This is a genomic window from Saccharicrinis sp. GN24d3 (genome assembly GCF_052400645.1).
GTDB lineage: Bacteria > Bacteroidota > Bacteroidia > Bacteroidales > Marinilabiliaceae > Saccharicrinis.
Genome location: NZ_JBQTGI010000014.1, coordinates 107,344 through 130,229 on the forward strand (window position 1 = coordinate 107,344; position 22,886 = coordinate 130,229).

Consider the following 22,886-nt stretch of genomic DNA (forward strand, 5'->3'; position numbering starts at 1 on the left):
AAGTCTGTTATGAATGAGAAGCATTGAGACTATTAAAACTCTGTCCAAATAAATGAAAGGCCAAATAAAAAACTATTCCATTTATTATGCACGACTAATAAGCACGCATCTGTTACAACCAGATACAAATCACCCTAAAATTACAGAAATACGCCCCTTATTGGTGTAATTTTTGCATGCTATTTCCATCCTCTTTATGTATTTTTGAGGGAAATATCGATAATAGTAGATTTATGTTTTTTAATGGTAACCATGGCGTTAAGTTCCAAATTAAATTTGGGGCTTTTTTATTTGTTATATTTTTTATTCTGAGTGCTTGCCAGCCCAAGCAGTCAAAACTAATTGAAGGCAAATTTGAATCGTATATAGTTGACAAGGGCGATATTGAAAGCTACGAAGCGGCAGAAGGTATGGTAGAACCCGCAAATGAGGTAATCCTTTTGAGCCCTGCGTCAAGTATTGTAAAACAAATCATAAAAGGACCGGGGCAAAGGGTAACCAAAGGTGAGGTGATTCTTAAGTTGGACACAAAATCCGTAAATGATAAAATAGAACAGTTGAACGATCAGCTGGCGGTAAAGCAAAATAGTCTGGAGAAAACACGACTCAATGCGAAAGGCACACGCGCAGACCTTTCCTACAACGAAGAAACCAAGAAACTTAAAATTACCTCTATCAAATCTACACTTGCCGACCAGGAACAATTGTTTGTGGTGGGTGGTATTTCACAAGCCAAAGTTGATAAAACAAAACAAGAATTGGTATTGGCTGAAAAAGACTTAAAATTAGCCCAACAAAAAAACTCTATTAAACTGGCACAGCTTGCAACCGATGAAAAAGGCCTGCTGCTTCAAATAGAAATGCAGCAAAAGGAATTGGAGCAACAAAAAGAGTTATTAAACAAAATGGATGTCAAAGCACCTGCCGACGGGATTATTTTAAATATTCATGCAAAGGAAGGTGAAAAGATTCAAGGTGAAAGGGTTTTAGTGAATGTATCTGACTTAACACGTTTAAAAGTTGATGCTTCTATTGCAGAAAACCACAGATGGATGATTAAGATAGGCCGACGCGCTTACATAGTTGTTGGCAAACATCGTTTGCAAGGAAGGATTAGCTCTATTATGCCTATGCTGGATAACGGCAACCTCCGTTTTTCGGTGGTACTTACCGAAGATGACCAATCAAAGCTTATTCCCAACCAAAAAGTAGAATTACAAATTGTTAAAAGGGCCAGGTACGATGTATTGCGTTTGAAGAAAGGTGATTTACTAAACTTTAAGAAGAAACAAAGCCTGTATATATTGAATGGCGACAGTGCCATTAGAAAAGATTTTGAATTTGGCTTGATAACAAATGAATATGCCGAACTTAAAAAAGGAGCTACACAAGGAAGCGAAGTCGTTATCTCCTCCTCATTACCATTAAGCAAATTAAATACGATTAAAATTGAAAAGCACTAAAATATGATGGCAAAAAGGATAGTAACAGTTACTTTGGTTACCTATATATTTGGCTTAACAATTGCTCAGGATTCTAATGTACCCAAAATGAAACTGAGTCTGAAAAACGTGGTAGACTTAGCCATAAATCAATCTTCATCGGTAAAATACGAGCAAAACAGATACGAAAACTTTTACTGGCGTTGGAAAAACTTCCAGGCGCAATTTCGCCCTCAACTTGTCTTAAGCGGTGATTTACCTAATTACGAGGAGGGAACACGCCCCATTACGCAAAACGATGGTAGTGTGCAATTTCGTGAGGTTGGCTATTTTAAAAACAGTGCCCAACTAGCCGTCAACCAATCCATACCACAATTAGGAACCCAAATCTATGCTAAAAGTACCTTGTTTAGGTATGAGGATTTGGTGCATGATTACACTAACTTTCAGGGAAATCCATACTTAATTGGTGTTACCCAACCAATATTCGCCTACAACTGGATGAAATGGTCAAAAAAGACCGAACCGTTGATTTATACAGAAGCTCAAAAAAACTTCATTGAAAACATTGAAGAGATATCGCAAAAAGCAACCTCTCTTTTTTTTAAATACCTAACGGTTCAAACGAACTATAGACTGGCCGAAAACAACTTAAACAACAGTAAAGACAACCTTAGGATAGCAGAGACAAAAATTAAACTGGGCATGATCAGTGAAAACGATTATTCCAGGATAAAGTTGTCGGTCCTAACCGCACGAAAATCGTTGTCGCAAGCTAATATGGACTTGAAAAATGCCGATTTTGCATTAAAAAAATACATTGGTTTGGAGCAGAAAACCAACATTGAACTGATGATGCCTTTAAACATGGTATTGTTTACTATTGACCCGGATAAAGCTTTAAAAGAAGCCCTGGAGAACCGAAAAGAAACTACACAATACGAAAGAAGGTTGATCGAAGCCAACAGAGACCTGACCAAAGCCAAACGTAATAACGGTTTAGCTGCCACCTTAAAAGGAACTTATGGAACCACAAATATCGGAGAGGACATTCCAGGGGTGTATGAAAATACGGTTAACCAGCAGTCTGTGCGTCTGTCTTTAGCAATCCCTATACTCGATTGGGGCAAATCAACTTCTAACGTAAAACTGGCAGAGAGCCAACGCGACTTGGTTTTGTTTGATGTTCAGCAGGACCGCGAGAACTTTGAACGTAACGTGGTGGTGCAGGTAGAACAATTTGGCCTGCTGAAAGAACAACTGGAAATTGCCAAGGAAGCAGACAATGTAGCCGGGAATGGGTACCAGATTGCGCTAAAGAAATTTCAAAACGGCGAAATCAGCATCACCGACTTGAATATTTCCCTTTCGGAAAGAGACAAGGCCAAACGCGATTATATAAAATCGTTACAGACCTATTGGACATCCTATTATCTTTTGAGGGAGCTAACCTTGTATGATTTTGAGAACAATCATAAAATAAACTACGATAATCCTCTTCTGGTAGGACTAAAAAAATAACCCCATGCGTTGGGAAACAAATCTTGATTTACATTTCTTATTCACTTATTGACGTTTAACCCGCAATATGCATTAGAAATTCTATTACACATTGAAATTAATTTAAAACAAGGCACTCCGCTGCATCACTTCAACTCACCATAACGATGCTCCCGAAAGTAATCGGGACAAGTGATGCCTCGTTTCAGTAATGCCTTGTTTTATTGTACTTTCAATGTTCACGACGAGTTCTAATGCATAATCCGGGGTAATCCGACTTCAAGCAAAAGCGTTAAAAAAGAATTTTTGCGATAAGTGAGTGTAATATTAGGCTTACTTAGGTATTACCGACGGAGTAAAAATCAATAAAAGTAAAAGTTGTTTGAACCTAGTAAGGTTATTTTTTTGAGCGAAGCGTACTGATTTTTAGCTTTTTCATGCCAGCGGCGGCACAAATGGCAGTGCGATTTGTGTTTCGTTTGCAGCCAAGGCAATTGGATCGTAGCCGAAATCATAAAAACCATTGAGATATAAAAACTTAGACGAACTAAAAATGAAAAGCCCGTTGGCTTGAGACAAAAGAGGTATAGGTTTATAGGAGCGTTTTTTTGTCGGACAGTAGTAGTGTGAAAAAATAAAGGCTGTCCAAATTACGAACAGCCTTTAATGTTATCTAATTATATCAGATATTACTTATCCAATACTTTCATCACTTCCAAAACGTGCGTGCGGCTAGTCTCCAACAATGCTTTTTCTTCTTCGTTCAAGTCAAGCTCAATTACTTTTTCGATACCGTTTTTACCCAAAATTACGGGCACACCCAAATAACAGTCATCAATTCCGTATTCTCCTTCCAGCTTAATACAAACCGGAAATACTCTTTTTTGATCTCTTACGATCGCTTCAACCATTTGAGCAGCAGCAGAACCGGGTGCATACCAGGCAGAAGTACCCATTAGTTTAACCAACTCGCCTCCACCGAATTTAGTACGTTCAATAATAGCGTCCAGTTTATCGGCATCTATCAGCTCAGTAACCGGAATTCCACCTACCGTAGTGTAGCGGGGAAGTGGAACCATCGTATCACCGTGTCCACCCATTAACACAGCCTGAATATCTTTGGGGGAAACATTTAATTCCTCAGCTAAGAAAGCCCTGTAACGTGCAGTATCCAGGATTCCTGCCATACCCATCACCCTGGCGCGAGGGAATTTAGACGAAATGTGAGCCTGGTAGGTCATCACATCAAGCGGGTTGGAAACAATAATAATGATTGCCTCCGGCGAATGCTTTACTACGTTCTCGGTTACGGTTTTTACGATTCCCGCATTGATCGAAATTAGGTCATCGCGAGTCATCCCTGGTTTACGAGGAAGGCCAGATGTAATGACAACAACATCAGAACCTGCTGTTTTTCCATAATCGTTTGTAGAACCCACGGTCCGAGTATCATACAGGTTGATAGGAGCTTTTTGCCAAATATCCAAGGCTTTTCCTTCGGCCACACCTTCTTTAATGTCCAGTAAAACTACTTCATTGGCAATTTCGCGGTATGCCAAAACGTCTGCACAAGTAGCTCCAACGTTTCCTGCTCCAACTACGGTTACTTTCATAATTGTATTACTTTAAATTTTGCTATATTTTGTTGTTATGTATTTTTAAGGAGGAACAAATATATGCAGTTGATTTTAATTGCAGATATTTTTCTTCAATTATTAAACGATGTTTAACAACATCTTTACAACAACAAAAACACCAAAGAGTTGCACCCATTGTCCAAATTTAGTTAAACCCTTCAGGTCGTGAGAGTAACACCTCATCTCCGGGATCTAACCCGTGGGTAATTCTTATATGGGTCTCATTTTCCCCACCAATTTCAACCATCTTTTTAACCACCGAAACACCTTGTTTCAAAAACACTACCTGATACGAACCTTCGTTAAAAACAGCCATACGCGGGACCACCACATCATTACTAAAGCTTGCTATTAAAATTTTATTGTTGGTGGTCATACTTGGCAAGACTTTTTTGCCGTTTGTATTGATATCAATAATAACTTTAAAACCATTCATCCCAGCACCTTTAATGGGCTGCCCCATATTTGCAATTTTCATAACCTCACCCTCGAATTCTTCTTCGGGAAAAGCATCAATAACAACCGAAACCTTTTGGCCGACTTTAATTTTTGCAATATCAATTTCCTTAACAATCGCTTCAGAAACGAGAGAGTTTAGGTCGGGGATGGTTGCAATTATAGGCATCCATGGACCAACATCGTCACCTACTTTGGTTTTTCTCCCCCTCCCATCCTTACCATACACCACCATTCCCGATGAAGGAGATTTTATCTGTAATTGTTTCCTCAGCTCTTCATACAGTTTTTTTTCACGTTGCTCTTCTTCCAGCTTTCTTTCTAAGCGCTCAACCTTCATTTTTTGCCTTTGCGCTTCTTTCTCCAAATTTCTTCTCTTGTTGTTTATGTCTAATTGAGCTTTCTCCAGCATTATTTTGGCCTGGCGCTGCGTTGCTTTTGATTCAAATTTAGATTGTTCTACCTTTATTTGGGATTCCGTCAAGTCATCTTTTGTATTGATCAGCTCTTCTCTTTTTTGCATCAAAATGATCGTACTATCCAAAACTGCCGATTCCAGCGAGTTACTGTACTCATCTATCCTCTCTATGCTTCTTTTCATGCGCATATCAACGTCTGTTGGATCTAAAGAGGCCACAAAATCGCCTTTTTTCACTTTGCTGCCTTCCGCCACCATATTGCTTATCTTCAAATACCATATCCTTAATTCGCGCTTGTTGATTAAAGACGGAATATTAATATTTTCGTATTCCAATGCCTGCACTTCACCTTCCGCCGAAACCTCTAAATCAAATTGTGCAATCTCGGCCTGTGCGGTTTCATATTTAAGTGATGATGGCCAAAGAACAAAAACCGGAATCAATACCAATACACCCAATATACCCCATAGGGTATATTTTCCGGAAATATTTTTTAATGAAAATCTCATGCTCGTTTTTTGTCAAGTATTATTTGTCTGATCTATTATTTTTGCAGCAAGCTGTCCAGTTCTTTCATAAGCGTTACATTGGTTTCAAAATCATATAAGGTGGTTTTTCTGATATTAAAATAGTTGGTCCAATATGTTTGAACACTTTCAATATAACTTCGTTTGGCAGCATCCACCGAGTTTCTGGCAGCATTTAACTTGATTACATCTACCTTGTCAATTAAAAACCTTTGTTTGGTCACCTCATAACCGCGCTGTGCTATAGTATCGGCTTTGGCAGAAATTTTCACTTGCTCCTCTTGCATATTAAACTCCATCACCTGCAAAAACACGTTTTGCTCAAAGTCAATTTTAGATTGTCGAACAGTGGCTTCCTGCACCCTTTTATTAGAGCGTGCCATTTGCACCTGACCTCTTTTCTTACCCCAATCCACAATGGGTATCCCAAGGCTCAGGCTTAATCTTTGGTCATCTCCGTAAGGGCTTTGATACACCTCGTCAAACTTATCGGTGTTTTTGTTATACCCAAAATTCGCACTTACACTTGCATCAATCCCATTGTTCCCTCTGGCTTGTGCAATCCCCCTGTCGGCTTCAATAAGCTGTTGTTTGTAATTTAATATATCCGGGTTGTTTTCCAGCGCCATTGCCATCGCTTCGTCTACCTGAATTTTAAACTCAGGGATTTCCGATGGCAACACACATATAATATTAACGTTATCATCTAATCCTAAAAAAGAATTAATGGAATAACGTGCCTGTTCCAGGTCGACCTTTGATTTACTTAAGGCAATATTTGCATTCAGCAAACTTAACTCCAGGTCCAACAGTTCATCCTGTGTAACCGTGCCTATCTCAAAGCGTCCTTTACCAATCCGATATAGCGTATCGGCATTGAAGACATTGGTTTCGGCAATATTCAGGTTAATCTCTGCTTTAATTAAATTAAAGAAAACGTTTGTTGTTCTTTCCGATAATTCTTGCAAACTCTGCAAATATTCCCGCTTAGCTTGTTCGAACTTTAAAGGTTCAATTTTCGATTGCCATTTAAAATAATTGTAACCACCTATGGGTTGCGATATACCTATTGAAAACGGAATAGATGAATAGGACACATTGCCGCTTTCTAAATTCTCCAATCTTCGAAACTCACTTGAAACGGACACTTTTCCGCCTGTGGCAATTATGTTTTGGGATACATCCAGTGTTGCATCCGAACTAAATCTTTCCGAAGGCACTAAAACATCTTCACCGTCTTCGTACCTTGAAGTAATGGTGCGGTTGTAGCTAACCGGTGTGGAAGTTAAGCCCAACAAAGGGAGCTTTTCGGCCTTATAACTTCTAAAGTCCCAATAGGAGGCCAAATACATGTGCTTTTGTCGGAAACTATATATCGATTGGTTAAATGCTATTTCAATTGCCTGATCCAAAGTTAAGTTCAAACTCACTTCTTCCTTTTGGGCAGATGTAGAATAACAGCACAATACCGCGATGCATATGATTAAGGCCAATTGCTTGATTGTCATGTTTGCTATATTTAATGTCGTAAAGATTCAACGGGATCCTGGTTGGCAGCGCTGCGTGCGGGCAAATACCCAAAAACTACCCCAACAGTAGCAGATACGCCAAAGGCAATGAAAACGGACCAAAACGAAACTATCGTTTTAATATTAGCAGCCATTTCAATGACATATGCCATACTTACACCAATGATTATCCCAATCAATCCGCCCACGATACTAATCAGGGTCGATTCCGATAAAAACTGGACGATGATATCTTTGCGTGAAGCCCCAAGGGCCTGACGGGTCCCTATTTCCCGAATGCGTTCCCAAACAGAAGCCAGCATGATATTCATAATACCTATTCCACCTACCAGCAAAGAGATGCCCGCTATAGCCCCTAAAACAATGTTAAATATATCATTGGTCTTTTGCTGTTGTTTCAACAAAAGTTCAGGCACCGTCACCTGAAAATCGTACAGGTTCGAATGCCTACGCAACAACATCCTTTTAACTATATCAGCGGTGGCGCTTAAGTGTTCCGTTTCAGCTACCTGAACCACAATCTTATCCAACTGGTTTTGGCGCTCCGAAGAATTACTTTCATCATTACTACGACCTCGATTGCCTCCTCTGCTCATACGTTCAAAATCGGCAGGGTTAATCCTGGATCTGTCTTTATATCGAATTAATAACGACTGGGCAGGCACAAAGACTTTATTGTCGGACGAGCTAATTCCCATTTCATCGGAAGCAGATGTGGTAAAATCTCTTTTCTCCGCTACACCGATTACCTGAAGCCAATTTTCGCCAACCTTTATGTAATTGCCTATTGGATTATCCTGGTTAAAGAACTTGTTTCTTACATTATCACCAATGATACATACCGGTAATCCTCTTTTATCTTGTTCTGCGCTAAAAGATTTCCCGTTTTTAATGGATATGTTTAGCAATGAAAAATAATCGGCCGAGACACCTTCCAGTACGATTGGATAACTTTTACCACTTTTAACAGCATAATAATTCATCGAAATCACAGGACTCACCTTTGCTACCGAAGGAATGGTTTCTAAAATAGAATGGGCATCCTGAAGGGTCAATCCTCTTGATTTTCTCCTGCCCGTATGCTCGTTGTCATCTTCCGATTGATCACCTTCTGAATCCACGGCCTTTTGCACTGGTGTTACAATAATATTATTAACCCCTACCAGTTTAATTTGCTCCAACACTTCATTCTGGGCCCCTTTGCCTATGGCCAGCATACTTATTACCGCCGCTACACCAAACATGATACCCAAGGCGGTAAGGAGCGATTTTACCGTGTTTGCGAAAATAGCCTCGATGGCAATGATAACATTATGTATATACCTGGTATATAATTTATTGATTTCGCCCATAGCCTATTTACCTTTGATATGTAATGCTTGTTCTTGCGTTTCTACACTGCGAACGGAATCCTGTTGCAACAGGTATTCATAGATATCCAATCCTATATAACCCATTTCCGTGTTTGGCACAGGTTCATTCATCAGCACCATTTCACCTTGTCGAAGCCCTTGTTTGACTTCTGCATAATTTTCGTTTTCTGCACCGCACTCTATGATTTGCTTTTTGTTTGGCAGATCGGCTTTGTAAACATATGTGATGGAATCATTTTTAAAAACAGCTTCAAGCGGGATATATAACACATCGTTCAAGGTATTTGTGGTGATTATGTTAACCGTGGTCATGGCAGGCCTTAAATCCTTATCGTATCCATGCACTTGTATGGATACCTCAAACACTTTGGAATCACCTCCGGGTATTACCTGTCCGATATTGGCTACTTCGGTTACTTCCCCGTCAAACTCCTTTTCGGGAAAGGCATCTACACCCACCTTAACTTTTTGCCCTACCTTAATTTTGCTTATATCGACCTCGTTAATAAAAGTTTTTGAGATCATGGACGTCAGATCGGGTAATTCGGCAATTTTAGGTTCCCACCGGTTCACTATACTTCCCACCTTTATTTTATTTCCGGTTCGGTCGAAACTGTAAATTAACATCCCGGGTGCCGGAGCCTTAATATCAATTGCTTCAAATAGGTTCTCTATTTCTTGTATCCTGGTCCTAACGCTTTCGATGGATTTATAGGCCCTATTGACCTTAATGACATCTTGCTGTTTTTTTAAATCATAATTACGTAACTCCTGATCCAACTTTCGTTTTGCTTTATCCACGTCTAAACTAGCCTGACGTATCACGGAAGGCGATTCATAAACAGACTGTTTTAAAATTAGATTTTTTTCTTCCATATCAATCCTGGCAGTAATCAGGTTGTCCCGCAAATTACTTAAATTGATATTAGTATCTATTTTAGCATCTTCATAAGCTTCCAGTTTTTCGGTAAGTGTAACTAACGCTTCACTCATCTTTTCTTCCACTGCGCTATGATCAAGTGATGCCACATAATCGCCCGAATCGACCACCGTACCTTCCTCAATTAGCTTTGTTACCTTAATTTCATATATATTAATGTAACGTGCAGATAATTCGTTTGGAACATTGATAGATACAGAATTTTGTGCCTGAAGTTGCCCTGTGCTATAAACTAACGATTTAAAATCTCCTCTTTTGACTTCTGCCTGAATTGAATTTTCCGAGTATGGTGCAGGTTTTATAAAACCAAAGTAAATGATCCCAATTGTTACTATGAGACAGGCTATAATTAACCTGTTTACATTTTTTTTGTTTCTCATTAGTTTAGATTTTACAGTTCTGGACAATTGCCAATAGCAACAAATATTATGCCCATTGTGTAATATGCAGCAATAAATATTGTAACATATTTTTATATATGTACATATTAAAAAAACAGAAGGCTTATGAAAGGTATTTCTATGCCGCACAGAACATGCCATGCATACAAACTGATAGTTAGATTATTATATAGTTAGATATGTGCTTAATTTAGAAAATATGACACTTTAGTTTGCCGTAATGCATATGTTTTGAATGGGATTGGCGTATTGATGACTTTTCATGGCGTACAGGGAACCATTGTCCTTGTAATTAGATAAAATCAGAAACGTCTCTTAGTACCATCCAAAGGGACGTTTCTGGATTTAGCAAATTTGCTTCATCTTAAATACCTGCTACCTCTTTGATGTCAGCTATAATTTTTTGCGCCAGTTCATCGGCCTCAGCATCTGTTGGTGCTTCGGAATAAATTCTGATGATAGGCTCTGTATTTGACTTTCGAAGATGGACCCATCTGTCAGGAAAATCAATTTTAACTCCATCGATATCGTTTACCTGCTCATGACTATATTTCGCTTTCATATCAGCCAAAATGTTATCTACATCCAATGCCGGGGTTAGCTGTATTTTATTTTTAGAGATAAAATACCCCGGATATGTAGCTCTTAACTCCGAACAGGATTTACCTGACTTCGCCAATAAAGTAAGGAACAATCCAATTCCAACTAGTGCATCGCGTCCATAATGCGAGGCTGGATAAATGATTCCACCGTTTCCTTCACCACCGATTACCGCATTGGTTTCCTTCATTTTATTAACCACATTCACTTCACCCACGGCAGCAGCCGAATACGATCCTCCATTTTTCACCGTCACATCGCGCAATGCTCTGGTTGAAGAAAGGTTGGAAACCGTATTTCCTTTTGTTTGGCTCAACACATAGTCCGAAACAGCCACCAAGGTATATTCTTCCCCAAACATACTGCCGTCCTCGTTAACAATAGCCAAACGGTCAACATCCGGATCCACCACAAAACCCACATCGGCTTTTTTATCTTTGATCATGGCCGAAATTTCGGTTAAATTCTCTGGCAGAGGTTCCGGGTTATGCGGGAATTGCCCGTTAGCCTCGCAATACAATTCCATAACGTTTTTTACACCCAAAGCTTTTAATAACGGCGGCAAATACATACCACCCGTAGAGTTTACACAATCTAACGCTACGGTAAAGTTTGCACCTTTGATAGCCTCAACATCAACCAGTCCCAGACCGCAAACATGGTCTATATGTTTTTGCAAATAGCTGTCGTCTTGTTTAACAGAACCTAAATCATCCACCTCAGCAAATGCAAATTCTTCCGCATCAGCGATCTTTAAAATTTTTTCCCCGTCAGCTGCACTTAAAAACTCCCCTTGGTTGTTTAGCAACTTTAAGGCATTCCATTGTTTAGGATTGTGGCTGGCTGTTAAAATAATACCGCCGTCCGCCTTTTCCATGGTCACGGCCAATTCCGTTGTAGGGGTTGTAGACAAGCCAAGGTTGATCACATCAACTCCTGAGCCCATTAAGGTACCTACCACCATTTTATCAACCATAGGGCCAGAGATTCGGGCGTCACGACCGACGACTACAGTAATTCTTTCTTTTTGCGTATTTTCTTTAGCCCATACCGCATAAGCTGCCGTAAATTTAACAATATCTAAAGGACTCAGGCCCTCTCCGGGATGTCCTCCGATTGTACCTCTAATTCCTGAGATGGATTTAATTAAGGTCATAGCTTTATCATATTTGTGTTTGAATTAAACTTTTGGGTAAAGATGATAATATTTAGTAAAAAGTGTATGTATAAATTGCCGGGAAATCTAAAATACCGGCATACTTACACCAGCACTTTATTTCATTATACCCGCTTTTAAAAATGTAATTTCTTTTGAAGTCAAGAAACGCCATTTCCCACGAGGAACGTCTTTTTTGGTTAACCCGGAAAAATATACCCTATCCAATTTTACTACCTCATAGCCCAGATGTTTAAAAATACGTCGTACAATTCGGTTTTTACCGGAATGGATTTCAACACCTACCTCCATGGGATTTCCTTGCACCAAACTTATTTTATCGGACTTAATAAATCCATCCTCCAATTCGAACCCGGTGGCAATTTTGTCCAAATCCTCCTGTGTAATACCTTTATCCAAAAAGGCATGGTATATTTTACGGTGTTCGTGGCTCGGGTGAGTCAAGCGCTTGGCCAAATCGCCATCGTTGGTCAGCAACAAAACTCCCGTTGTCATTTTATCCAATCGCCCCACAGGATAAATTCGCTCGGAACATGCATGTTTTACAATATCGATAACGGTATGTTTGGCATGCGGATCGCTAAGTGTAGTCACGCAATTTTTGGGTTTGTTCAAAAGAACATAAACCAATTTCTCTGCATTCAGTTCTTTTCCTTCATAAATAACTTTGTCCGAAAGCCTGACCTTGGTTCCCACTGATGTAACTGTTTCCCCATTAACGGTTATTAGTCCTTCGGCTATCAGTTTGTCCGCTTCCCTCCTGCTACAAACGCCAGCATTGGCAATAAACTTATTTAGCCGTATTTCTTTTTTATCTGATGTTGAAGTCGCATGCTTATCCTGAAGTGATTTTAAACCACTCTCCTGCCTATTAATTTTAGGTTTTCTTCGTCCTTTAAAATTCCGCTCACTCATATTCCCTTACAATTTTGTGCAAAGGTCATAAATATTATTGAGGATTCACAATTACACCTATGGCTACTATCCTTTTTTTCAGGTTTAAGGCTTGCAACTTTCCTGGAGCCGGATTTCTTATCCACTTTTAAACTAGCATCGCCTCAAATTCAATTGTTGCTTAAAAAAAACGCAGATTAAACTTCGATATTATTCCTATTTCAAATCCGGGTTTATGTTACTTGAGAATCCAAGGGAATCGAACCTCATCTATCAAGGGCAATTAATTTTTTCCATTCAAAAAAAAACTTCGGTAAGTGCAAAGCTAATAACCGCTGATATTATTAACCGGGATGGGGTTCTATATGACTCCTATCTGAACCGAGCCTTCACGAAAGTTACTATTTAGACCGCAATATGTATTAAAAATCCTGTTACACAATAAAACCACTTCAAAACAAGGCTTTTCACTGAGTTGCTTCAACTCATCGGAACGGCGCTATGCTACGCTTCAGCAACTTCTTGTTTTATGGTATTTTAAATGCTCATTACGTACCTCTAATACATAATCGGGATAATGAATACGTTTTAATCTTCCCAGTCAACAACTATGGTATCTTTCTGAATTTCTTCTGGTTTAAAATAGGTTCCGTGTACCAAAACTCTTTATTTTAGGAAGGATCTTAAAACTAGAACCTTCCATGTATCGTACCCAAAACACGGCTACTTGGGATAGAATGGTGGATTTACTCCACCTATCCCCACGGATCCAAATCCCGTGCACTTCTTATGCGCAACAGGCTGTAAATATTAGCTCATTAGATGCAATATAATCCCAAATAAACTAGTTTTTCCAAATCAGTTGGATATTAAAATCAGATTGAATCTGTTTTTTGTTTTTGAAGATAATTGTTAATCATTTCGTCTACTGATTGATGAGCGCGTCCTGCTACCTTAAAGAAATCAGATGGCCCGTCAAATTTTCCGTATCTAATTCCTTCGTATATTCCACCTATTACAGTACCTAGGAAATCGCCGAGAGCCGCTTTACGCTGTTCCGTATACGTTTCAACTGATATGCTTTTAAAGGTCAGCTCAAGACCATATGCTTTGTTGATAGCATCGGCCAGTTGTTGTTGTGTAATGGTTTGTCCAAACAGATTAAATGTGTTGCGCAGCAAGCTATCATCAGTGAGCAACTTAAAGTAGGCATATGCTAATTCATTGCGCGACGTATAACCACACTTGCCATCTGCAGCACAGTTAACGATACCTCTTTCTTTTTTATAGTTCTCAATATACGCTAAATCAGGTTCAATATAAATGCCGTTGCGACCTATTGCCCAGGCCATACCGGAGTTTTTTATGTCCTCTTCTGTTTGACGGTTGCTCGCCACTATGGGACTAAAAGCATTTCCGGTCGCTGCGCCAAAGATGCTGGTGTAGACGATCTTTTTAACCCCATTTTCTTTGGCTGCCTCAATAACATTTCGATGCTGTTGTATTCTTTTATCCGGGTGATCCATCCCGGAGACCAGTAGAACAACATCTACCCCCTGAAGTGCTGATACAAAGTCTGCTTTATTATTGTAGTCTCCTTTTCGAATTTCTACATCCAGGAATATTGCTTTTTCCGGTGTACGTGCAATCCCGATTAAATTTTCTTTTCCAATTTCAACCTTCAGTCGTTCAACAATTGCTGAACCTAAGTTGCCGCTTGCCGTTGTTACTGCTATTTTCATATTTTATTGATTTACGGATTCTTTATGATTACTTACCCTTCTTTTAACTCCATGATATAACTATTCATATAGTTCCTACTGGCAGCTGTTACCTTATTAGCAATTCCCATTATGTCATCTGCTTTCAGCTTCATTATTTACTTGCCGCTTATATGAATAGCAAGAAGATAATCACTCCATTCAGCTGCCCATTGAAAGTCTCCTTCATTAGATGCTTTCATGGCATTCTTTCGTAACTTAACTTTTCTTCCAGCTCATATGCATACGACAGATAATAATTTCTGGCAGGTGCATTTAATTGTTGAGAAGCCAAACTCCTTAACAACTTTATTTTAGCTTCAATAACTTTGGCCTTTTCATAGTCAGTTTGCAACAGATAATCGGCCAATTGTAAACCCCATTGGTCATTACCTTCATCCAAGGCCTTACTTAGCTGGTCAAACATCTTTTTTTCTCCTCCTGCAAGTTCAATAATATTTATTGCTTCTTGCGATGCTGCAAGGGGAAAAAGGTTTGATGGGTTTCCATCGAACCAACCAACATAGTGAAAATATATTGAACGTACTCCCCAAGCAACGGAGCCATAAAACTCCCGCAAATTGGGTTGATTTACCAGCGAATCGGGTAGCTTAACATGGTCAACCGTTTGTTGGAGTGTATATCCTTTGTTCATGCAGTCGATGGTTTGTTGGTAAACACTTAAAATGGCGGTAGAATAGTTTTGTAAATTGCGATAAATCACTGATTTTCCGATAAGAGGACGCGTATGGCCTGGTACAAGATATTCCACTGGAAAAGAGCTCATTTTTTGAACCGATTCGCCCCATGCTTTAACATCCCGGTATTGGGAGCCGCGAATAGCATAGAGGTTTGGAAATGCTTTATAGTAATTGTCGCCCGCAAATAAGGCGTTTTCTCCAGGACACCACACAAATAACTGGTCATTGGTTTCCCCATCGGCAGCATACAGTTCGAAATCCAAACCTACAAGTGTAATTTTCATGGTGTCTTGAAATGTAAAATTAGGTTCAATATACCCTTGACCAACCCGGTCGGTTGAAGTTGTACCAGGTGCAACGCCTCTATTGATAATGTCTTTATGGGGTAAATTCCGCCCGAATTGCCGTGCGTTTCGTTGTTTTAAAATAGGTTCTATGGGCGAACGTTCCTGTAGCTCTTCTTTAAATCCCTTCCGGGCAATAACCATAACACCTTTGTTTTTTCCAATAAACGCCGTAGCTCCACCGGTATGGTCGGCATGACCATGCGTGTAAATAAGCGCCTTCACCGGTTTGCTCGTTATTTTACGGAACTCTGCCGCCACATTTTCGGCTGCACCCAAAGCACGAAGCGCATCAATAATAACAACCCCGTCTTCTCCAATAACCATAGAGGCATTTGAGCCATCATATCCAACAGCAACATACACATGCTCATTTAATTGAATTATGTCGGGAATAAACTCCTTGTTATGTTTTTTTAAAAGACGTGTCGCTTCTGTTTCCTGGGCATTAGCTATGGTTGAAGAAGCAAAAGCCAATGCCATAAATAATGTGAATATTCTTGTTTTCATCTTACTTGTTTTTAAATATTAACCAAATCATTATTGGATGCAGTAATCACTTTTATTTAACCCGGATTATGTATTGGAGGTTCGTCATGAGCATTGCAAGTACAATAAAACAAGGCATTACTGAAACGAGGCATCACTTGTCCCGATTACTTTCGGGAGCATCGTTCTGGTGAGTTGAAGTGATGCAGCGAAGTGTCTTGTTTTAAAGTAATTTCAATGTGTAACAGAATTTCTAGTGCATATTGCGGGTTAAAGCCAAAGAAGTTCATGCGAATGTAATTTGCATCAGTGCAATTGGTTGGCAATCACATTGGAAAGTATTGATAAAAACAAGAGTTAAAATGTAACCCGAAGAAGGAGCTTGATTCTGGGTGGCTTTCTTACATTTTATCGAAAAATGGGATGTGATATTAATTTACAGGCGGTAGTTTTATTTTATGGAAATGCGGATTAGTTAAATGATATTGAATACTTTTTGATTGCAGAAAAAACCGTATTTTAATTGGAAAATAAGGTGATATGGAAGCGGGGTATATCGAACGGTATTCATATTTATACCGGTTTATGCATAGTTCATTTTAAAGTACTACTTTTGCAAAATGACCGAAATACTAATCGAAGAATATTTCAACATATATAATTCCTATCCAATTATCGATGTCAGATCACCCGGGGAATTTAGCAAAGGGCATATTGTTGGAGCACATAATATCCCGCTTTTTACAAATGCCGAGCGTGCGCATGTAGGAACTGTTTATAAACAGCAAGGACAGGAGATTGCCATGGATTTAGGCTTGGAGTATGTTACTCCTAAATTATCCTGGTTTGTAGAAGAATCGGCCAAATGGGCGCCAAACAAAAAAGTAGTTGTTCACTGTTGGCGGGGTGGGATGAGGAGTCATGCTTTTGCCGATCATTTAGAGGAGAATGGATTTGAAGATGTAAGGGTCATACAGAAAGGTTATAAGGCATATAGGAATTTTGTGCTCGATAGTTTTAAAAAAGAAGTTGATTTAAAAATAATAGGTGGTTATACAGGAAGCGGGAAAACGCACATTTTGACCCGTTTAAATGAGCTGGGGTGTCAGGTAATCGATCTGGAAGCGTTGGCATGCCACAAAGGCTCTGCGTTTGGTGCCATCGGGGAGAATAGTCAGCCTACAGTTGAACAGTTCGAAAATAACCTGTTTGACCTATGGAGAAAGCTGGATTTTAATCAGCCCGTGTATCTCGAAGATGAAAGTCATAATATCGGTAGGGTGAAGCTTCCAATGGACCTTTTTGTCAAAATTAGAAATGCCAAGGTTTATTTTTTAGATATCCCTAAGGAAAAAAGGGCATTGGCTTTGGTTAAAGAATATGCAGGAATAGATGATGAATTATTGGAGCATGGTATTTTGACTATTGCCAAACGGCTCGGTGGACTTGTGGTTAAGGAGGCTTTGGAAGCGTTGGGAAAAAAAGACTACCTGAAGGTGGCAACATTAACGCTTAATTATTACGACAAGGCATATATGCGGGGCGTATTAAAAAGAGATAGCGATAAAATAGTTTATTTAGAGTTGGCAGATTCAGATTCTCATTTCAACGCTAAATATATTAAAAGGAAAATTGAAGGATAATATGGGATAGCATATATATTATTGTCCCATGTCCCAGTCTGTCAACAAGTAAGAAGAATCTAACGATCTGTTAATTATTATGGAAAATATTAAACTAACACAATATAGCCACGGAGCAGGATGTGGCTGCAAAATTTCGCCCAAAGTGCTTGATTCAATGTTGATAAGTAGCATAACCCCTGTTTTGGATGACAGGTTGTTGGTGGGTAATGACAGTCGCGATGATGCTGCCGTGTATGACATGGGAGACGGCACAGGCATTATAAGTACCACTGACTTTTTTATGCCCATTGTTGACCATCCGTATACTTTTGGAAAGATTGCCGCTGCCAATGCCATCAGCGATGTGTATGCCATGGGCGGAAAACCATTGATGGCGATTGCTATTTTGGGATGGCCCATCAATAAAATTCCGGCCGAAGTGGCCCGGCAGGTCCTGGACGGAGGGCGTGCAGCTTGTAAGGAAGCAGGCATTTTATTGGCGGGAGGACATAGCATTGACAGTCCTGAACCCATATTTGGTTTAGCCGTGACCGGAAAAGTGGACCTGGTAAATTTGAAACAAAACAATACCGCAACGGTAGGCTGCAAATTATATCTGACCAAACCGTTGGGTGTGGGTATACTTACCACCGCTCAAAAGAAAGGTTTGCTAAAAGATGAGCATAAAAATGTGGCACCCGACTCCATGAGCCAACTGAATAGTTTGGGACAAAGCCTGGCCGGCATACCAGGGGTTAAAGCCATGACCGATGTTACAGGGTTTGGCTTGCTGGGTCATCTTCGCGAGATGTGCGAAGGCAGTAATGTAAGCGCCCATATAAACTATGCAGAAGTCCCTCGTTTTGCAATGCTAGACGAATATTTAGCACAGGACTGTGTTCCGGGAGGCACCCATAGAAACTGGGACAGCTTTGGAGATAAAATTGAAATGAATAACCCGGAATATAAAAACCTGCTTTGCGATCCTCAAACCAGCGGAGGACTCCTGGTTGCAGTGGAACCATCGGCAATTGGGCAAGTGGAGGAATTGTTCGGGAGTAATGGAATACAGGCAAAATCTTTTGGCGAACTTAAAGAGAAAGACGATAAGTTGATAATCGTAAAATCGTAACTATGGATAATTTGACAGATATCCCGGACTGTCCCCTGGACTGATCTAATAATAAATTATTCTACTAAAAACACATTCTACTGTAAAGAAAAACAAATGCGCAATTTATAGTTCTCGAAATAGTGCATTATTATTTCGAGCTAAAAATTTCCGCTTTACTTTTTCTCCGTGCATTTTGCATTCTCATCACAAAAAATTCCATATGACAGCCGGTATCTGTTGTGCCTATTTCTGTCGGGATAGAAAATCTTATATGGGTGTGTCTAAGCAAGGTTTAGATTTTGTTCATCGAATGGGCATTTAGATGAAGTCTAATGGCAGTTTGGGGATAAATTAACCAGGCTGTATTCTATATTTGGATAAAAATATAATAATCTCAACAAAAAAAATTTTAAAGGACAGTTTAAATTTGTGAATGTCGCTATAGAATTTCATTTCTGCACCGAATTAGTATTTTCTGCAAATTAGTTTAATTGACGGTTGACCAATTGGTAAAAACAACCAATTGGTCAACTGTGGTTTGTATGCATCCGTTCGGAAACGCTTGGGTCTTGTCGTAATTTTACTTTGAAAGAAGTTGAATCATACCTCCATTTCGCATCAGGGTAAAGTCATGAATGTTTGTGGGGGCTAAAAATCTGGGCAGATGATAATTTTAGCTTATATTTTGTTAAAAATGCTTTTAGGCGGTAGTCCCGCAACGGTTAAAGGTGAAGCATTGATTAATGCCCATTGGGGGTTTTCTGATTGGGTATGTGTAAAGGATATGGACGGCATAAAATTGCTTGAGCGGTGGGTGAGGGTAAACGACACGCTTAAAGTTCGGGAACGGAAGGGGGAAATGATTGTTGAATGCAGCATGCAGGAAGCGGTGAGTTATTTGGCAGATTATTCAACGGTGAAACAATGGATGAAGGGCTTGAAATCCATTGAATTACAAGATGAGGATAGAAAATTAATCTACATGGTAATCAAATTACCTTGGCCTTTTATCAACAGAGACTTGTTTGCCAGGTATTCTCTTTATAAATTAGATAAAGAAAACGGTGTTGTAAAGGTCGAAAGTGAAAGGAATGTCCAAGCGCCCAATTCCAGATTGGTAAGAATAAGCAACTACAGGGCCAGCTGGAATGTGCAGCGCATAAGTTCCAATAGAACCAAAGTGGTTTTTACAACCTTTTCAAGTGAGCCACCTATATTTCCTCAATGGATACAGGAACCTGTGCTAAAAAGGATCTTTTATGGGAACCTTAAAAGATTAAAAGATCAACTATCTGGTAGAGCTAAGCATAACATCTAAAACATTTAACCATGAACGGGAAGTTGGCCATCATAACGGGAGCTACAAGCGGACTGGGTAAATCATATGCCCAACTGTTGGCTCGCTTGGGCTGGAATTTATTATTGACAGGAAGGAGAGGCAGTGTTTTAACAGACCTCAAGGATACCCTGCAACGAGTAAATCGCATTAAGGTGGATACGGTGGTAGCGGATTTTAACGATGAGGTTCAGTTTAAGCAACTACTGGTTAAAATTGAATCGTACCCTGCCATTGATATGTTGATCAACAATGCGGGATTTGGTTGCCGGGGTGGTTTTTTTGAGGGCTCCTATGAATCGCAGAAAGCCATGTTGAATGTTCATGTTGATGCTGCTGCCCATATTGTGCATGCAGTGGTGCCAAAAATGATTCAAGGTAATGGGGGCACGATCATTAATGTGGCCTCCTTATCGGCCTTTTTGCCTGCCGCATTAAATTATTTTTATTGCTCGTCCAAATCGTTCCTGGTTTCTTTTTCAGAGTGTTTGCATATAGACTTGGCAGAAGATAATATAAAGGTACAGGCGTTGTGTCCCGGATTTATTCGTACCAAGTTTCATGCGAGGATTGGGCTATCAGAAGAGATGGGTTATTTCAAGGATAAATTGCTTTGGATGGATCCGGATGAAGTGGTGAGATATAGCTTAAAATCATTGGGAAAAAGTAGCGTAATATGTATTCCGGGAAGGGTGAACCGTTGGATATACAGGCTTTCCAATGTTGTGCCAAAAGAGTTTTGTTATTGGGTTGCAGCTAAAGCAACAAAGCGTAAAACTAGTGAAGAGGTTTGTGTCATATAACTAATATAAAAAATCATGGATGATTATTGTAACTACGCGATGGTAACCGGAGCGGGCAAAGGACTGGGTAAATCTATTGCACGGGAACTTGCGATGAACGGATATAATTTATTGCTTCTTGCCCAAAAGGGAGAGGGATTGCCATTGTTCTGTAAGGAATTGCATCAGATTTTTAATGTAAGAGCAGAATGTTTGGAGATAGACTTTTTATGGCCTGATGCACTCAGCCAAATTAAGGCAATGTTAGGAAAGTATGAAATAAAGGTGCTTGTTAATAATGCGGGTGTTGGCGGATCCATGTTTTTCGAACAATCCAACCTTGCGTATATCGATACCATTGTGCAGGTAAATGTGAGGATGGTGGCCATGATTACCCACCTTTTAATCCCAAAGTTAAAGGAGCATACGGAATCCTTTATTTTAAATGTGGCTAGTATGGCATCTTGTTGCCCTATTGCCTATAAAACCGTTTATCCCGCTTCAAAGGCGTTTGTATATTCTTTTTCAAAAAGTCTGGCTCATGAGTTAAGGCCTCATGGTGTGCGGGTATCTGTTTTGCTGCCAGGGCCTATCAAAACCAATTCTGAGGTAGCACAACGAATCGAGAAGCAAGGATGGTGGGTTAAGGCCGGGTTGCAGACACCGCAGCAGTTGGCTGCCATAGCCATTCATAAAATGTTGCACCATAAGAAGGTGATCATTCCGGGATGGATCAATAAAATTAATTGGGTGTTGCTGAAGTTAGTTCCTCAATCGTTGAGCATATTTATGGTCTCCAGAGCAGTGAAAAACGAGATCGATATGGTCGGGCAGGTGGCCTAGATGGTTTTGCTGTTTAAAGAGGCTAACCAATGAATGGTGTCTTCCATAGCTTCAGCAAAAGGTTTTGGTTGGTAACCCAGTTCGATGGCCGCTTTATGGCAACTGACCTCCCAGTTGTTTAAAATCTTTGTGACAAAGGCTTTTGTGATAAGAGGTGGTTTTCCAGTTAGATTGGCCCTTAATAGCATGAGTTGGGCCACAACTTGCAGTAAAAAGGCAGGAACCTTGACTAGTTTGTGTTTGGTGTTTGTAATCCTTTTAACGATTTCGAAAAAGTCTCTATAGGAAAGGTTGGCGCCCGATAAAATATATTTTCCGCCAGCCCTGCCTTTTTCGTAGGCCAGGATATGACCATTAACAACATCATCGATAAAAACATAGTTACCCAGGGATTTTCCGTTGCTGGGGATAAAGTGCCATTGGCCTTTGAGATACTGGTCCACCATTCCGGTGATGCTATTGCTTGTTCCCAATACACCCGGTCCGAAAATGCGCGTAGGGTATACGATTACTGTTTCAAAAGCAGTGTTATTGTTTTCAAGAATCAATTCGTTGGCCCTTTGTTTTGTCTCTTCGTATAAATTCAGAAGGACCGTGTTGGATTGGTTTTCGTCGGTGGGAATCCCTTTGGAAGGACCAAAAATACCGGCCGTCGATGTAAAAACCGCTCTTGTAATGCCGCATTTTTTGGCAGCCATGAGCACGTTTTGGGTACCCTGAATATTTATCTCATGATAATTGGAAGGTTGTTTTGACCATATTCTTACGTAGGCAGCCGTGTGGAAGAGGCCTTCGCAGCCTTCCATCGCGTTTTCCAGGCTGCTGGCGTCGTTAAGGTCGCCATGGAAAAGACGAATATTGGCATGGTTCAATATCCTGGCCTTGGCGCTGCTGCGATATAAAGCGTGAACCTGATATCCGATTTGAGCAAGTTTTATGGCAAGTGCTGAGCCTACAAATCCGGTTGATCCTGTTATGGCAACATGTTTCATTTTGG

17 protein-coding genes are annotated in these 22,886 nt (G+C 39.9%); 7 read left to right on the forward strand and 10 right to left on the reverse strand.

What is annotated here, in order from left to right:
• Positions 1-233: 233 nt before the first annotated feature.
• Positions 234-1,463 carry an efflux RND transporter periplasmic adaptor subunit gene (locus tag ACT29I_RS17035; RefSeq protein ID WP_444793988.1) on the forward strand — a complete coding sequence of 410 codons (1,230 nt, stop codon included), beginning with the start codon at positions 234-236 and terminating at the stop codon, positions 1,461-1,463.
• 3 nt (positions 1,464-1,466) lie between these two features.
• Positions 1,467-2,963 carry a TolC family protein gene (locus tag ACT29I_RS17040; protein ID WP_430937041.1) on the forward strand — a complete coding sequence of 499 codons (1,497 nt, stop codon included), beginning with the start codon at positions 1,467-1,469 and terminating at the stop codon, positions 2,961-2,963.
• A gap of 668 nt (positions 2,964-3,631) precedes the next feature.
• Here the strand turns inward: ACT29I_RS17040 and mdh are convergent.
• The 9 genes from mdh to ACT29I_RS17085 all read right to left on the reverse strand — a co-directional run bounded on the left by mdh (position 3,632) and on the right by ACT29I_RS17085 (position 16,210).
• Positions 3,632-4,555 carry a malate dehydrogenase gene (gene mdh, locus ACT29I_RS17045; protein WP_430934239.1) on the reverse strand — a complete coding sequence of 308 codons (924 nt, stop codon included), beginning with the start codon at positions 4,553-4,555 and terminating at the stop codon, positions 3,632-3,634.
• Between the two features lie 169 nt (positions 4,556-4,724).
• Entirely contained in the window at positions 4,725-5,963 is a 1,239-nt protein-coding gene (locus tag ACT29I_RS17050; RefSeq protein WP_444793989.1) for an efflux RND transporter periplasmic adaptor subunit, read from the reverse strand.
• Positions 5,964-5,998: 35 nt separating this feature from the next.
• Complete coding sequence (locus ACT29I_RS17055) at positions 5,999-7,489, reverse strand: TolC family protein (RefSeq protein WP_444793990.1); 1,491 nt, start codon at positions 7,487-7,489, stop codon at positions 5,999-6,001.
• Between the two features lie 11 nt (positions 7,490-7,500).
• A complete protein-coding gene (locus tag ACT29I_RS17060; RefSeq protein ID WP_444793991.1) occupies positions 7,501-8,862 on the reverse strand; it encodes an ABC transporter permease in 1,362 nt (453 codons plus the stop codon).
• A 3-nt stretch (positions 8,863-8,865) separates the two neighbouring features.
• Positions 8,866-10,203, reverse strand: coding sequence for an efflux RND transporter periplasmic adaptor subunit (locus ACT29I_RS17065; protein WP_430934235.1), 1,338 nt, complete (start codon positions 10,201-10,203; stop codon positions 8,866-8,868).
• Between the two features lie 385 nt (positions 10,204-10,588).
• Positions 10,589-11,980: a phosphoglucosamine mutase gene (gene glmM, locus ACT29I_RS17070; protein ID WP_444793992.1), complete on the reverse strand. Its 1,392-nt coding sequence runs from the start codon at positions 11,978-11,980 to the stop codon at positions 10,589-10,591.
• Positions 11,981-12,097: 117 nt separating this feature from the next.
• On the reverse strand, positions 12,098-12,916 hold the full coding sequence (locus ACT29I_RS17075) for a pseudouridine synthase (protein ID WP_430934233.1): 819 nt from the start codon (positions 12,914-12,916) through the stop codon (positions 12,098-12,100).
• Between the two features lie 854 nt (positions 12,917-13,770).
• Positions 13,771-14,637 (reverse strand): NAD(P)H-binding protein, encoded by an 867-nt coding sequence (locus ACT29I_RS17080; protein WP_430934232.1) that lies wholly within the window; start codon positions 14,635-14,637, stop codon positions 13,771-13,773.
• A gap of 217 nt (positions 14,638-14,854) precedes the next feature.
• The gene (locus ACT29I_RS17085; RefSeq protein ID WP_444793993.1) at positions 14,855-16,210 is read right to left on the reverse strand and encodes an alkyl sulfatase dimerization domain-containing protein; all 1,356 of its coding nucleotides are present in this window, start codon (positions 16,208-16,210) and stop codon (positions 14,855-14,857) included.
• Positions 16,211-16,809: 599 nt separating this feature from the next.
• Here ACT29I_RS17085 and mnmH point away from each other — a divergent pair.
• The 5 genes from mnmH (at position 16,810) to ACT29I_RS17110 (ending at position 21,889) form a co-directional block, all read left to right on the forward strand.
• Positions 16,810-17,832 carry a tRNA 2-selenouridine(34) synthase MnmH gene (mnmH, locus tag ACT29I_RS17090; protein WP_430934072.1) on the forward strand — a complete coding sequence of 341 codons (1,023 nt, stop codon included), beginning with the start codon at positions 16,810-16,812 and terminating at the stop codon, positions 17,830-17,832.
• A gap of 76 nt (positions 17,833-17,908) precedes the next feature.
• The gene (gene selD, locus ACT29I_RS17095; protein WP_430934148.1) at positions 17,909-18,946 is read left to right on the forward strand and encodes a selenide, water dikinase SelD; all 1,038 of its coding nucleotides are present in this window, start codon (positions 17,909-17,911) and stop codon (positions 18,944-18,946) included.
• 646 nt (positions 18,947-19,592) lie between these two features.
• On the forward strand, positions 19,593-20,246 hold the full coding sequence (locus ACT29I_RS17100; protein ID WP_444793994.1) for a hypothetical protein: 654 nt from the start codon (positions 19,593-19,595) through the stop codon (positions 20,244-20,246).
• Between the two features lie 11 nt (positions 20,247-20,257).
• On the forward strand, positions 20,258-21,067 hold the full coding sequence (locus ACT29I_RS17105; RefSeq protein WP_444793995.1) for an SDR family NAD(P)-dependent oxidoreductase: 810 nt from the start codon (positions 20,258-20,260) through the stop codon (positions 21,065-21,067).
• Positions 21,068-21,082: 15 nt separating this feature from the next.
• On the forward strand, positions 21,083-21,889 hold the full coding sequence (locus tag ACT29I_RS17110) for an SDR family NAD(P)-dependent oxidoreductase (protein ID WP_430934068.1): 807 nt from the start codon (positions 21,083-21,085) through the stop codon (positions 21,887-21,889).
• Here ACT29I_RS17110 and ACT29I_RS17115 read toward each other — a convergent pair.
• A complete protein-coding gene (locus tag ACT29I_RS17115; RefSeq protein ID WP_444793996.1) occupies positions 21,886-22,881 on the reverse strand; it encodes an NAD-dependent epimerase/dehydratase family protein in 996 nt (331 codons plus the stop codon). The two genes, ACT29I_RS17110 and ACT29I_RS17115, sit on opposite strands and share 4 nt — an antisense overlap.
• Positions 22,882-22,886: the final 5 nt, after the last annotated feature.